The organism is Nostoc punctiforme PCC 73102 (assembly GCF_000020025.1).
In the GTDB taxonomy this organism is placed as follows: Bacteria; Cyanobacteriota; Cyanobacteriia; order Cyanobacteriales; family Nostocaceae; genus Nostoc; species Nostoc punctiforme.
The window spans coordinates 6090001-6104329 of the sequence record NC_010628.1 but is presented as its reverse complement, the minus strand read 5'-3'; the positions used below and the strand labels follow the sequence as shown (position 1 = coordinate 6104329).

At 40.7% G+C, this 14329-nt stretch carries 13 protein-coding genes, 2 rRNA genes and 1 pseudogene (1 of these 16 cut by a window edge); 9 read left to right on the top strand and 7 right to left on the bottom strand.

Annotated elements, in window-relative coordinates:
- Positions 1-23: 23 nt before the first annotated feature.
- Positions 24-887 carry a M48 family metallopeptidase gene (locus NPUN_RS24905; RefSeq protein WP_012411227.1) on the bottom strand — a complete coding sequence of 288 codons (864 nt, stop codon included), beginning with the start codon at positions 885-887 and terminating at the stop codon, positions 24-26.
- Between the two features lie 396 nt (positions 888-1283).
- On the opposite strand from NPUN_RS24905, the gene NPUN_RS24900 reads away from it, so the two are divergent.
- Entirely contained in the window at positions 1284-1817 is a 534-nt protein-coding gene (locus tag NPUN_RS24900) for a DUF4330 domain-containing protein (RefSeq protein WP_012411226.1), read from the top strand.
- Between the two features lie 96 nt (positions 1818-1913).
- Here NPUN_RS24900 and NPUN_RS24895 read toward each other — a convergent pair whose 3' ends face one another.
- Positions 1914-2906, bottom strand: a complete 993-nt coding sequence (locus NPUN_RS24895; RefSeq protein WP_012411225.1) for a metal ABC transporter solute-binding protein, Zn/Mn family — start codon at positions 2904-2906, stop codon at positions 1914-1916.
- 638 nt (positions 2907-3544) lie between these two features.
- Between NPUN_RS24895 and NPUN_RS24890 the strand changes: the two genes are divergently transcribed.
- The 6 genes from NPUN_RS24890 to NPUN_RS24865 all read left to right on the top strand — a co-directional run bounded on the left by NPUN_RS24890 (position 3545) and on the right by NPUN_RS24865 (position 8339).
- Positions 3545-3880 carry a hypothetical protein gene (locus NPUN_RS24890; protein WP_012411224.1) on the top strand — a complete coding sequence of 112 codons (336 nt, stop codon included), beginning with the start codon at positions 3545-3547 and terminating at the stop codon, positions 3878-3880.
- 237 nt (positions 3881-4117) lie between these two features.
- On the top strand, positions 4118-4468 hold the full coding sequence (locus NPUN_RS24885) for a YtxH domain-containing protein (RefSeq protein WP_012411223.1): 351 nt from the start codon (positions 4118-4120) through the stop codon (positions 4466-4468).
- 11 nt (positions 4469-4479) lie between these two features.
- A complete protein-coding gene (locus NPUN_RS24880) occupies positions 4480-5019 on the top strand; it encodes a hypothetical protein (RefSeq protein WP_012411222.1) in 540 nt (179 codons plus the stop codon).
- A gap of 257 nt (positions 5020-5276) precedes the next feature.
- On the top strand, positions 5277-6086 hold the full coding sequence (locus NPUN_RS24875) for a TPM domain-containing protein (RefSeq protein ID WP_041565603.1): 810 nt from the start codon (positions 5277-5279) through the stop codon (positions 6084-6086).
- 104 nt (positions 6087-6190) lie between these two features.
- A complete protein-coding gene (locus NPUN_RS24870) occupies positions 6191-6820 on the top strand; it encodes a precorrin-8X methylmutase (RefSeq protein ID WP_012411220.1) in 630 nt (209 codons plus the stop codon).
- Between the two features lie 100 nt (positions 6821-6920).
- Positions 6921-8339 carry a right-handed parallel beta-helix repeat-containing protein gene (locus tag NPUN_RS24865; protein ID WP_012411219.1) on the top strand — a complete coding sequence of 473 codons (1419 nt, stop codon included), beginning with the start codon at positions 6921-6923 and terminating at the stop codon, positions 8337-8339.
- A 176-nt stretch (positions 8340-8515) separates the two neighbouring features.
- Here NPUN_RS24865 and NPUN_RS24860 read toward each other — a convergent pair whose 3' ends face one another.
- From NPUN_RS24860 to NPUN_RS24850, 3 genes are all read right to left on the bottom strand, one after another.
- Positions 8516-9202, bottom strand: a complete 687-nt coding sequence (locus NPUN_RS24860; RefSeq protein ID WP_012411218.1) for a hypothetical protein — start codon at positions 9200-9202, stop codon at positions 8516-8518.
- 39 nt (positions 9203-9241) lie between these two features.
- Positions 9242-10078, bottom strand: a complete 837-nt coding sequence (dapB, locus tag NPUN_RS24855; RefSeq protein ID WP_012411217.1) for a 4-hydroxy-tetrahydrodipicolinate reductase — start codon at positions 10076-10078, stop codon at positions 9242-9244.
- Between the two features lie 656 nt (positions 10079-10734).
- Positions 10735-12069 (bottom strand): hypothetical protein, encoded by a 1335-nt coding sequence (locus NPUN_RS24850; protein ID WP_012411216.1) that lies wholly within the window; start codon positions 12067-12069, stop codon positions 10735-10737.
- Between the two features lie 533 nt (positions 12070-12602).
- On the opposite strand from NPUN_RS24850, the gene NPUN_RS24845 reads away from it, so the two are divergent.
- Both NPUN_RS24845 and NPUN_RS37885 read left to right on the top strand, forming a co-directional pair.
- The gene (locus tag NPUN_RS24845; RefSeq protein WP_012411215.1) at positions 12603-13373 is read left to right on the top strand and encodes a peptidylprolyl isomerase; all 771 of its coding nucleotides are present in this window, start codon (positions 12603-12605) and stop codon (positions 13371-13373) included.
- A 236-nt stretch (positions 13374-13609) separates the two neighbouring features.
- A pseudogene (locus NPUN_RS37885) lies at positions 13610-13821 on the top strand (transposase); the annotation flags it as partial.
- Between the two features lie 162 nt (positions 13822-13983).
- On the opposite strand, the gene rrf reads toward NPUN_RS37885, so the two are convergent.
- Positions 13984-14101: ribosomal RNA gene (gene rrf / locus NPUN_RS24835) — 5S ribosomal RNA — on the bottom strand.
- Between the two features lie 61 nt (positions 14102-14162).
- A 23S ribosomal RNA gene (locus NPUN_RS24830) occupies positions 14163-14329 on the bottom strand (it continues 2722 nt past the right edge of the window).

Below are 14329 nucleotides of genomic sequence, written 5' to 3'. Positions count from 1 at the left end.
CCAATTCCCAATTCCCCATTCCCTCAAGACCTTACTAATGGTCGAATATTAGCTTTATAACTACCATTATCCAACCCATAATTTCCATTACTAGGTTGGGAGTTAATTGCACGTCTGAGGGCATCAATGCGATCGCTCGTTCCGGGGTGGGTACTTAAAAATGTTGGAGCAGAACCACCCTTTTTCAGCAGCTTTTGCATAAAGGAAACCATTGCAGACTGGGCGTAACCAGTCCGTGTCAAAGTTCGTAACCCTCTTTGATCTGCCTCAAATTCATTGTTACGACTGCGTGGCAAGTCTCGCGCTAACTGTACACCAATTTGCACCGCCGTATTTCGATCTAAGCCAGCTGCTGATAATAGACCACTTTCGAGCGCTTTTTGCTGCATCTGTTTAACTACGTGTTTACCGCCAATGTGACCAATTTCATGGGCGAGTACACTTGCTAGTTCCGCTTCATTGTCTGCAGTTTTCAGCAAACCTGTATGAACATAGACATAGCCACCCAAGGTAGCAAAAGCATTAATACTGTCATCCTCAACTACCTGAAAGGTATAAGGAAGATTCGGGCGATCGCTATTGACTGCTAAACGCCGACCAACTTGTTCTACATAGCGATTAACTTCGGGATTACGGTAAAGTCGCACTTGACTGCCAACTAATTCCTGATTAATCTGCTTACCAAGATCAACTTCTTGGTTAGGGGATATATTAGAAAGCTGAAATGCCTGAACTCCTTGGAGTAGAAGAGGCAAGAAATCTAAAGCTCTTCCAGGCACGGGTGTACTCAGGCACAGGCTCAGGGCAACTACCACTGAAATTAAAGGATAAAACCAGCTACGCCGCCACACTCGGTAATTTGCAACAAAAACTTTCCAATTGAACATAATAAGCTCTGAATATTATTTTGGGAGGACATAAAATAATCGGACAAATTAGGAGACGGATTTAGAGGATTCTAAGTTGCATTCTTAACTCAATAGCAAATGAGTTGTGATACAGCTAATGCTTACGCAAATCTACTGAAGTGTGGTGGACTAAAGATTCCCTCTAGAGATAGGCTTAAACACTAGATATTACTTTCTGGGTGCGTCAGTCTGAACGGGCAAAAGTTTTAGGGTTAGCTGCCCCACCCCTGCTAACTTACGAAACTCGTGATAAACTGTCGCATAACTGCAACGCCCAGCCGCCTTGAGTTATTACCAAATAGGAAAAATTGCCGTTTTCATCGAAAGTCTTCTTGCTACAATCAATTACTTCGCTATTACCTCGGAAAGATTTTTATGGCTATTTTAGATTCAAAAGGTCGCTTGTTCGGCAAAATCAACCTCTTAGATTTAGGTGCTGCACTGGTAATTCTGCTAGTGATATTCGGCATCTTTGTCTTTCCTGGAACTTCTGGTTCTGTTGCCCAAGTTGGTGCGAAAACAATACCTATAGAAGTAGATTTAGTAGTTCGTGGGTTGAATGTCCGTGACCCTGAGCAATTATTTAATAACGGATTAAAAAAAGGTGGAAAGACTAATGTGATTATCCGCAATCAACCTTATGGGCAGATTGAAATTAAATCCATTCAACAGCTACCTAGAACAGTCAATGTTTTCCAACCTGATGGCAGTGTAAAAGAATTACCAGATCCAAAAACCAACAATTTTAGTACAGATTTACTTTTGACTCTAGACGGTAAAGCCCAGGTTACTGACAATGGACCCGTTCTAGGTAACAGTAAAGTTAAAATTGGAATGCCATTTGAGTTGGAAGGCTTTAACTACAACTTCAATGCAACTGTTATTGATATCAGACTCAAAGACAAATAGCATTCATCTTTTCATCTTCCAGAAATAGGCTGATAAACCAAAGTTCCTGTAGTCTAAAAAACTTCGGTTTATCAGATTCATTAATCTAAATTATAACTAATTAGCAGCTCTCGCTTGAAACATTAAATACGTTCCTCCTAATCCTTCTACAATTGTACGTGTATTGGCGATCATCATTTTCTGATAAGTATCTGCCTCGGTTCCTGGTTCACCAAGCCCCTCAACATATAACTTTCTATCAGAAATTTTCACTTCAGCAACTTTCGCTACAGATTGAAGTGAATTCTCGTTAGTTGCCGCGTCAGAAAAAATTGTTGATACTTGAGTTTGTTTAATATTTGCAACCAAATTTTTCATTCGTGTTGCTGTTAAGTTTTCGCCAGTACTAATACCTTGTAATCCCCCTGCTAATGGAATACTGTATGCTTTAGCGTAATAACTAAGTGCATTAGATGTTGTAACTAACTTACGTTCTTTGGCAGGAATACTCGTAATTGTTGACTTAATCCAACTATCTAGTTGAGTGAGTTCATTTGTAATCTTTTTGGTATTACTGTTATAAGTTTCTGCATTACTAGATTCTAGTTTTCTCAGATTACTATTAATTACCTGCACCATTCTGATAGCATTCTTGGTATTGTGCCAAAGATGAGGATTAATTAAATTCTTGCCGTCTTTCTGAAATTTTTGTGGCTTAGATACCGCAAGTTGCCCAACAGCTATTCTCGGTACAGTGTTTTTAGTCGCTTTAATTAATTTGATCAGATTTGGTTCTAAATTATAGCCACTATAGAGAATAAGATTAGCTTGCTCAATGGCTCTGCGATCTTCCGGCTTTGGCTTATAAGTATGAGGATCGGCACTAGGGTCAATTAAGCAGGTGAGGTTAACTGTATCCCCAGCAACTTGCTTGGTTAAATCACATAGTACACTTGTTGTTGCTACAACTTGAGGAAGGTTCTCATTTACCGGGGTGGTAGTTTGAGTAAATGCAGTTCTTGCAGTTTGATTTCCACACCCAACAAATCCAATTGTCAAAGCAACTAAAATGGCTCGGAAGGAATTAGTTGATGGTAATTTTTTTGACATCCTTACCTTCTACTGGATATAGAGAAAAAGTAATCATTATTAGTAACGAATTAGTGAAATACCAGGGAGAAGCCTTCAACAAGAAGGTTAAGGGAACAGGGGCAAGCCATCGGCTATGAAAATTGTATAAGGGAAGAGGAATTAATGGACTCTTTCCTTTCCCACTTTCCTTGTCTCCACCGCACATCCAGCAATTTGAAGCACTGGCGAGGTTTTGCGAGCAAAATGTTAGTGAACTTCACGCGACAGACTGGAAAACTGGTAGAGGTAATAGCACAATAATAAAGGCGATGCTGAGGAGCCTCCAATAAGGAGTGTAGTGTAGTTCTCCCACAGGATGTTGAAGAGCTATGCCATTGTGCTTAGATGCCGCAAAGGTCGCAAATTGACTAGGATTATCAGGTTAAGGAGTGAAACGTAGTAAAACTGGGGCTTTTTAAGCATACGGGTTGATTTCGCAAACCGAGTTATGAATCTAAGGCAATTGTAGCTGTGGTTTTGCGAGGTGTGGACATATAGTTGTTACAAAATTGGTGAATTGGCGATTTTTTGGTTCATCCCAAAAAAATCTAAAATCTAAAATTCGTAGTCAAGTATATAGAACAATTCCTCAAAGCTGATATTGGTGAAGATAAACAATGGTAATTTTAGTTATCCTCGTTAATACCCTCATTTCGTTGATACTACTCTATGTGGCTTGGCGAGTGTGGCAACTCAAGCAGCAGCTAGCATATATAGCAGATACGCTAACTGTTTATGAAAGTTGTACTCATACAGTATTAAATAAAGCACCCGAAAATATTTATCTCAGCCAGGAGAATATTTATAACTTACGGCAGAAAAATCAAGCGCTAAAAATGCAAATCCAACAAGTGCGACAAATTATCAGTCTACTTTTGCAAGGACAGCAAATCTGGCAGCGTTATTTTCGGAGGCTAGAGTTAATATCCGGGAAAAGAACTGTTGCCAAATGAGTTATGTCAAGCTTACATGAACATTTATAATTAGGGCTGACACAGGGGCGCAAAGATACAGTGGAAAAGGGACGCAGGGAGTTTTGAATTATAAGTAATTAATGGTTTTAATGTTTAATGAATAAAAGCAACATTTTTGGCTGATATTTTGTCAGGATAGATTAACTGAATAAAATCGGTGAGCCTTACAAGGAGAGAAAACGCACCTAAAATAGGTGTAAGGAGAGAAACAACAATATGTCTAATAACCGTTCTGGAGTATTTATTGGCGGTTTGATGCTGGGAGCTACCATCGGTGCTTTAACCGGTTTGCTCGTGGCTCCACGTACAGGGCGCGAAACGCGTAAAATCTTGAAGAAATCTGCCAATGCTATCCCAGAATTGGCAGAAGATTTATCAACGAGTGTGCAAATCCAAGCAGATCGTCTCTCTGCCAGCGCATTACGAAACTGGGATGAGACTTTAGATCGATTACGGGAAGCGATCGCAGCAGGTGTAGATGCCACTCAAAAGGAAAGCCAAATCTTAAAGCGGCAAACATCACCTGAAGACTCAGATTATCTTCCCCAGCCATTAGAACGCTCATAAATGACATTACCGTGATTGATCCCCTGTTTTGGTTGGGACTCTCCTTACTTCTAGTCGCCACAAGCTTGACTGCGGTTTTAGTGGCGGCAATACCCGCTTTGCAAGAGTTATCACGCGCTGCTCGCAGTGCAGAAAAGCTATTTGATACACTCTCACGAGAGTTACCGCCCACTTTAGAAGCTATTCGCGTGACTGGTTTGGAACTAACTGATTTAACTGATGATGTTAGTCAAGGTGTCAAAAGTGCCAGTCAAGTAGCCAAACAAGTCGATCAAACTCTCGATAGTGCAAGAATTCAGGCTCAAAATCTGCAAGTAAGTACACGCAGCATCTTTGTTGGCGCGAAAGCTGCTTGGAGAAACTTCACACGCCCAAAACCGACGAGACGAAATAGCGATCGCTTGCCAAGCAATGAACAACCACCACTAACGTTGCGAGAACGAGAAGTGCTAAGGCAAGAAAATCGCCGGATCAAAACAGAAATATACCGCGCTAACGAAGGTTACGACGACGCTGCTAACTGGGAAAGCAATTTCGATGATGAAGATTGAATTGGGGATAGGTTATGGCAACTAGGGACTAGGGGCTAAGGAAAGAAGCAGCAAAGCAGAGGGCAAGGGACAAGGGGGAGAATAAAAATTATCTCTTTCCTCCCTGCCCTTCTGCCCAATGCCCTATTCCCAAAAACGCTTTGCTTTGATCCCTTAGATTAGAGTAAAGTAAACAAGTGTAAAGAACTATCATTTTTCCCGTACTCTTTTAAAACAACTTGTTCACTTCCACCGTTGATATTTGTATAAAAACGTCCATGCAATCTTGTTTTTGGCGACGAATTCTGCTATCTATTGCAGTCTTTTTTCTGGCTGGGTCAATTTGGGTCATGAATTCTCCCCCAGCACTGGCTTATGACAACCCTGAGTTACTCCCTGACACCTTTACCCCAGTTGTAGACTTAGCTAAATCTCTACCTGTGCTGCAAGAAGAAAAGCTTGTCAAAGATTTAGAACAGTTTGAAGCCGATACAGGCTGGAAACTGAGAGTATTGACCCAGTATGACCGCACCCCAGGCCGGGCAGTTATAAAATATTGGGGTTTGGATGACAAAAGCATTTTACTAGTTGCCGATTCTCGTGGCGGTAACATCCTCAGTTTTAGCGTCGGCGATGCTGTTTATGAACTTTTACCCAGAACATTCTGGATAGAACTGCAAACTCGCTTCGGTAATTTGTACTTTGTGCGCGAACAAGGCGAAGACCAAGCCATTCTGCAAGCTTTAGAATCTGTTAAAGGCTGTTTGCTCAAAGGTGGTTGCAATGTTGTTCCTGGACTACCACGAGAGCAATGGATTCTCACCTTGATTACCTCAGTTATTGGTGGGATAATTTGTGGATTTGCAGCTCAACCCCGCGAGAAAGGACAAGTTTTTGCTTGGCAATGGGCTTTAATTTTCTCACCTTTATGGGGGATCTTATTTATTGCCTTTGGTATTGGGCCAGTGGTGACACGTACAAGCGACTGGCTACCTCTAGTTCGCAATATCTCTGGCTTCATTATCGGTGTCTTGGTTGCCTACTTATCTCCTGTTTTCAGCCGACCTTCTTCTAGTAATGAGTTATAAGTGCTGAGTTAGGAGTTATGAGTTTTTAATTAACTCCTAACTCCTAACTTCTAAATCCCTGAAGCTGATAAGCTGAAAGCTAATATTTAAGAAGCTCAAGAAAAATGGAATGGCACGTAACTGATGCTCAAAGTTTAGCAATCATTGATAATGAAATTGAAAATCATGTCTTTTCACCCGCAGAATATGAGATTGTGCGGCGGGTAATATACTCTACAGCTGACTTTGAGTATAAGTCTTTGATTCGTTTCTCTGAGCGTGCCTTACAAGCAGGAGCAGCAGCACTAGCCGCGCGTACCACGATTGTGGTAGATGTCCCGATGGTGCAAGTAGGTATTGCATCTGAGATTCAAAACACCTTTGCTAATCCGGTGTATTGCAGCATGGAAGCTCTGACACGCCCTCAAAAAGAAAAAACTCGGACAGCATGGGGAATCGAAACCTTAGCAAAGCGTTATCCAGAGGGCATTTTTGTGATTGGTCAAGCACAAACAGCACTAACAGCACTAGTTGATTTAATTGAGGCTGAGGAAATTAGACCTGCTTTGATAATTGCAACTCCAGTAGGATTTGTCAATGTTGATGAAGCGAAAGGGCGTTTACAAGACTCCTTAGTGCCCCATATTACAATTGAGAGTCGCAAAGGTAATGCAGTTGTAGCAGCTGCGATCGTTGATGGATTGGTAGACTTGGCTTGGCAAGCTTATGGACAAGATGGAAATCGGGGGAGCTAGGAAAGTCGACTCTATTATATTTTGTATTCAAAAGAGCATTCAAAACCACTGAATATTCTGATATTTTTGTTAGGTAGTCCCGAACAAGGAGCCGTTTCTTGTGGTAATTACAGGTTTCAACTTAAGTGCATACTTTGCAATTCCCTTAGTATTGAGTCTTTTGGCTAAGGGAGAAAATATAAAAGTATCTTTAGTTGAAAACGTCCATCAAGTATCTACTAACAAGGAAATTATCTTATCCAGTCGCCAGCTAATCAGCACTAAGACGACACCGAAAACATACTACGTTAGTGGTACTGGAAACGACACAAATAGCGGACTCTCTAATTCATCTCCCTTTAGGACAATTCAAAAGGCAGCAAATCTGACCAATCCTGGGGACACCGTACTGATTATGAACGGAGTGTACAGGAATTCAAGCCCAAATGGGCAGGTAGTATCTATTACTCGCTCTGGAAAAGCAAACGCATGGATTAAGTTTAAGGCATATCCTGGGCATCGTCCGAAAATTAAGCACAATGGATGGAATGGAATTTTGATTCACAGTGGAGCGTCATATATTGAAATAAATGGGCTTGAAGTCATAGGGAACAATGACAATGTAACCCTAGATTATGCAATGAGTCAGAAAACTAACAAACTAAACCCTCTGACGAATGGAAACTGCATCAACGTAGATGGACGGAAAAGTGGTCATACTCACCATATACGTATTGTCAACAACAAGGTACATAAGTGTGGAGGAGTAGGCATTGCAGCGATTGAATCGGACTACGTGACGATAGATAATAACGTGGTGTTCGATAATGCTTGGTACAGTGTTTATGGTTGCAGTGGTATTTCCATGTTGAGCAATTGGAATTTTGACAACAATCGGGGATACAAGATGTTTGTAACCAACAACAAGACCTATAACAATCGCATGTTCATCCCTTGGATTGCAGTCGGAAAGATTACAGATGGTAATGGCATTATTATCGATACATCAAGAAATAATCAAAATAACTCAAAGTTGGGTGCATATAAAGGACGCACTTTAGTTAAAAACAATCTTACATTTAATAATGGTGGTTCAGGTATTCATACATTTTTAAGCGATCGTGTTGATATTGTAAATAATACTGCTGTTTTAAATAATCAAAGTCCCGAAATTAAAGATGGGCAAATATTTGCTAATGTATCATCTGATGTCAGGATTTTAAGGAACATTCTTTATGCTTATCCTGGCAAACCTGTTAATAGTAGTAATAAAAATAAAAACGTTATTTACGGTTATAATATATACCTTAATAGTTCGAAGGTAAGTATTAAGGGAACTCACGATATTGTTGCAGACTCACGGTTTTTAAAAAAGTATCCCACTCTAGAAAAAATATCTGGCAATTGGAAACGGCGGCTAGATAAACAAAATCCGCCTATGCAAACTTATGCAGAGCCTGATTTGCTAGAAGGTTTTGCTTGTGGATCTGTTACCTATCGTTTAAAAGGGAAAATCATCAAAGTGGGATGCTCTCGTTAGCAAACTGATTAAATCATCCCACCTCCTTCAGTAAATTTTCGATTGAAAGATTTAAAATTCAAAAAGGTTTAAAGGCCCCGAATTTAAACGCGAGAATAAATTTAAAAATTATTTATTCAAGCCTTCACATCAACGGTATGGGGTCAATCTAAAACCAAAATTGTTTGACTTCTTTTTCAATCCTCGTCTCTACGACGGCGACGACGCGGTTTTTGTTGTTGGTCTTCACGCAAGCGACGACCGACTTCGTTAAAGAAATCCCGCCGCAGATAAGGATAATCACTAATCCACAGGTCACGACTGGGAATGTATATATCGCTAAATTGTTCAATACTGCTTAAATCTGCACGATTTGACAGCACTACCATTTCGGCAATTTGACCGCGAGTAATAACTTTGTGAGCAGGACGTAATGGTGCTACAAACTCAATGGTAAATCCTGTTTCATCACCCACCTCTAAGTTAATTTGTTTTTCTCGGTTTTCCACAATTACCAGTTCGCCTTTGCTGTTGACTGTTTCTTGTTTCCCCATCAACTGGTCTGTGATCCACCAATCTAGGACTCGACCACGGAAAAAGCCGCCATACTTATAACGGCGGCATTGCAAATTCCGCATACTTGCTTGAAACACTGGATACCACAGCCAAAAAAAAGCGCTAACTACCCCCAGCACAAATACTATTGAAGCAAACTCAAGTTTAAAAATGACTGTCACAAGCAATAGAACAACTATGGCAACTACAGAAATTAACAGCCGTTGCAAAAAATTTGAAAACTTCCCCCAATAGTACTTGTACTGCAAACCAGTGGCAATTAGGGGGATAACTTGTTCCAATTTCTGGCGAGTCAGTGGTACTAACATGAGTGCTGAGTGATGAGTGCTGAATAGTGTATTTAAAGTCTAAAGTATCTTTTCTAATCCATATACTAACGACTTTAGCGCTAAGACTTTGCGAATCGCTAGTAGCACTCCTGGCATATAGCAAGCGCGATCGCTCGTGTCATGTCGTAAAGTATAAATTTGTCCTGCTGCGCCAAAAATAACTTCTTGATGAGCAATCAGTCCTGGCAAGCGCACGCTATGAATTCTAATCCCTTCATCTGCTATGCTACCCCTCGCTCCTGGTAATTTCTCTGTCTCTTCTACAAGAGCAGGGTTAAAAGTTTTACCCAATTCTCCTAGTAACTGCGCCGTTTGAATGGCAGTACCACTGGGAGCATCAGCTTTTTGGTTGTGATGCAGTTCAATAATTTCCACATGATCAAAATATTTTGAGGCTGCGATCGCGGCTTGTTGTAACAGCACCATACCAATGGAAAAATTAGGAATAATTAGACAACCAGTGCTAGCTTTGTCGGCAAAGTCTGCCAAGTCTTGAATTTGTTCTGGACTTAACCCAGTGGTTCCAACTACAGGACGAATACCGTAGGCGATCGCACTACGAATATTGTCATAAACTGAATCAGGATGAGTAAAGTCTACAATTACCCCTGGAGGAGACTGTCTGTCGCCAGCTACATACCCTAACATCGGTTCCAATTGATTGGTAATTGGCACTTCCAGGGGTTCGCTTAAACCCGCTAATTCTCCAGCGTCTTTATCTTGATGTTCTAAACTGTGGTCAATTGCACCCACTAGGTTTAAGTCAGGGGCTTGCGCCACTGCCTTAATCACCTCACGGCCCATTTTACCAGCAGCACCGTTGACAATAACCGGGATAGGAGCTTGATTTGTCATAGGTCGAGAAATAATTTTTGAGCTAACAAAGGAATTGTAAAGACTTTAGCGATCTAGTAGCTAGCTTCTCAAATCTCTGGCTTAATTCCGACTACCTTGATTGATGCAGCTAATCCCTCAGTTTTCTACACTCTAAAGCAGATCGGTTCTCATTTTCATCCCACTTTCTTAGCCAGTAACCCGTTTTATTTTTCCTATTTCGTTTACCGCATCTCTAAAAAAATCCTATACTCTGACTGATAAGTAGTTCTTGTAATAGTTATCAGAATTTTTTGTCAAGCCTAGTTGACTATTTGTAATATTTCTGTTAAATTTGTTTACATAACTTAGCAAGAACTAAACTTAACTACCTAACTGGTGTTAGCTAATAAAAACAGATTTCGGTATCGCTATATCTCATCGACATTTGGACTTCTCCCATCTACCTTGGCTATCAAGTCGGGGTTTTTTGTGTACCGTTTGCCTAATAGAGAATTAATTTGATGAAATAAGGCGATATGTAAAGAAACACGCTTTCCACAAACAGGCGATCGCTATGGCATTCCCAAATTTCATCAAAAAAATTTTTACAAGAAGCTACAGAAACTCTGCGCTAACACCGAATCGAAGGGTTATCTGGTTTCGAGCATGAATGCTATTACGCCAACGGTGAGTTACTAACCTCGTTGAAAACCCTTTGCTGGCTTTGCTTGTCCTTTACCCTTTGGTTTAGATTTGTTAACTTCTCCTAAAGCTTCCTGAAATAAGTTATGCAAATGTATGGGTACACTAGCAATATCTGGTAACTCTGGCTCAATCGGTTTGTGGAATTCTTGCAAAAGCACATCCAAGTCGCTCTCAAGGTGAAACTTTGGACGTTGCAGAATTATTTGCAACACATTTTCTAATTGAGTTGGATATTGTTGCGCTAATCGATGCCAAATAAAGGCATTAATACTTTTATCTTCGAGATAGTAGCGAACTAGTTTTTCCGCCCCTTGAAAACTTTGCCAGTCTTCTGCTGATAAGATTGCTTGTACCTTACTATATGTTGGTAAAAACATTTGTCCCCAACGGGGATGAGAAAGAGCCGTTACCTGCTCTGCTTTCTTGAGTTCGGCAGGTAAATCAACCTTTGGCATAACCATTTTGCTATTGCCGCCTTTGCTATTTAACAACTGAGAGACTGCGTTAGAATCAGCGCCAAACTCTTGTGCTGCTGCTTTGATTTCCTCGTCTCCAATACCAGCGGCTTCTGCCACTTCCGCCAATGATTTGGAAGTATCAATTCCTGCGGCTGCGAAGTTTTTTTCAGTAATTACTTCTTGAAATTCCCCTATCTTTTTATTAAGTTGGTATCCAGGTAGAGTGATTTCATCAGTGCCAAAAAAGTCCACAAACTGCTGATGATATTGTTCTACTGACTGCCAAGCTTCTTCTAGCAAGTCTGGAGCATCGCTGTAAAGATTACTTTTATAGTTTTCTTTGAAATTGCCAATGGCTACAGCAAGTTTTGGTTTCCCTAATTTACCCATTATTGTGTAGGGGCCAGAAAACATCCAGTAGCTGTCGGTAACAGGAGAAATACGAGTTAGTAAAATTTCTCCTATTTTCAACCGGGATATTGCCTGTAATGTTTGGGTATTATTAGGCTTGACGACGTAGCATTTATCTGTTAACCAGTTAGTCAATTCAAAGTCATCAGGTAGGATGTTAGTAATGGCAAATAAACCAATAAAACTATGATGCCAGCTTTTGATCAAATTGCGATCGCTCTCTTCTAAATCTGGATGGCTTTCGATAAACAACTCTAATGGAGACTTATCACCGACTTTCCCTGCTGTTATAAAGCTATCAATGATTAAGTCCTGCTGTGTACTATCCCCACTCCCACGGCGTAACTGTTCTGCTGCATAAGTTTCCAGTGCTTGTGCCAGTTCGCCTTCAGCATCAAGGACAAAATCAACTAAGGCTTGTTTTAATTCGTGCGATCGTTCTAATATGACATCCACAAGTTAATCTCTTGGTGCAACAGATGTAAATTATAGCGTTTAAGAGAATTACAGCATCTAGCAATAGCTAGATTTATGGTTGCCTGCACCTAGCAGATTTTACCTGTCTTCTGGCTGGGAGCAAAAGAGGAATAACCCTATTTTGTCAATCTCGGATAAATTAACGAGTTTTCGACGTTACAGCCAATGAAGTATAGCGTTTTCTAAGCAACTGAGGTACACCCAAATCTTTTTTACCAAGCTTTAGTAGCTTAGAAAACGTATCTCACCATGTCGAGAACCGCTATCAGGTTTTAACCCACTTTCATGAAAGAGGGATTATCCCTTTTAATCTTTTCTTCATATATGCCCGTTTTTACGTAAAATTTTTATACAAACATATATGACCTGTATATTTTAAAGTGTGTAATTATTGAGAAAGCGAGGTAAGTGTACCTAACTCGGTAAAATTAAGACAAAAGCTCCCAGTGAATGGGCTAAGGTTTAGCTTCTTTAACAAACTAGATATTTATTATTGAGATGCCCGAAAGCTAATGACTGAAGCGATCCAAATCGGTAATCGTACAATCACAGCGCGTGAGTTGATTTCCTTGCTAGGAAATTACCAAATGCTGCCACAGTTGCAGAGAGAATTGATCATCGATGAGGCCATAGAGCAAAATTCCCGCTCCGAGAAGATAGCAATAGAGTGTACTCCTGAGGAAATAGCCCAAGCCAAACAGCAGTTTTACGTTGAAAAACAGTTAAAAAATGAAGAAGACATCCAGGCTTGGATGACACATCAAGGGCTGACTATTGAACAAATAGAAGTTATTACAACTCGTAAGCTTAAAATTGAAAAATTCAAGCAAGCCACTTGGGGTAATAAACTGGAATCCTACTTTTTTCAGTCGAAAGCAAAACTAGACAAAGTAATTTATTCCCTACTGCGAACCCAAGATGTGGGAATTGCCCAAGAACTTTACTTCCGCATTCAGGCAAAAGAAAACTCTTTTGCTGACTTGGCGCGTGAATATTCACTCGGGCCAGAAGCTCAAACTGGAGGTTTAGTAGGCCCGATTGAACTGAATGCACTACATCCGATAATGGTGCAAATGCTATCTAGCAGTCAACCAGGCCAGATATTGCCCCCTACCCGCATCGCCGAGTGGTTCGTGATTTTGCGCCTGGAAAAATTTATCCCCGCGCAACTGGATGAATTTATGAAAGTGCGACTACTGAATGAACTCTTTGAAACTTGGTTACAAGAACAGCAAAAGCAAATCATGTCTGTACCACAAGGCGAGAAGGGCACAGGAGGATAGGGAAAGGGCGATAAACCTTAAGGAATCTGAGGATGGGATTGATTCTCAACATGCCATACTTGGCTTGCATAATTCTGACGACGAAACAGTGCCTCGTAGTGGCTCTGTCTTTTGAGTACTTGCGTTAAAAGTGCGAGGAGATAAGGGCTAGTTAATATGATTGCCGCTTGTTGTAATGTGAAGTTATTCGCTCTGTTTACTTCCGTTTACTATTGATGGACATTGGTAAGTGAAACGTGTTTAAAACTTGGCTACTAGAAACTTATTTTATCGTGATGCTTAAACCTGGACAAATAGTAGTTACAGATGATGCTATATTTCATCAAGGTGGACGTATTCAAAAATTAATTGAAGCGGCGGACTGTCACTTAAAATACTTGCTATCCTATTCACCTGACCAAAACACAAAATTGAGCGATGTTGGTCATGGTTGAAGATTGGAATTCGTAGACAACTAATTTAATTTTAATGTCTTGGAGATGTAATAGAAGATGTTCTTCGCATAACATTCTACTTGCCTTGGCGGTTGCTATAACTTGTTGAAAAAAGAAAAGCCTTCTCAACATGAATTGAGAAAGGCTTTTCTTTAGTTGTTGTGGTTAAAGATAATACCTGGCACCGAGCTATTTTTGCGTAGGGCGACCCCTAAACTATCGTTGCCGCAACAGCGTTTCACCTCTGAGTTCGGGAAGGGTTCAGTGTGGTTCCACCGCGCAATAGACACCAGGAAAGATTGTTGGGTCAGAAGACCCTGAAGACTGCACAGAAACGCGAAACCGAATGATTTTTGAGGTCAAGCCCTCGGTCTGTTAGCACGGCTCGGCTACATACATTACTGCACTTCCACCTACCGCCTAAGAACGGGTGTTCTTCCCGTGACCTTACCCACTTACGTGGTGAGAGCACTCATCTTGAGGTGGGCTTCCCACTTAGATGCTTTCAGCGGTTATCCGCTC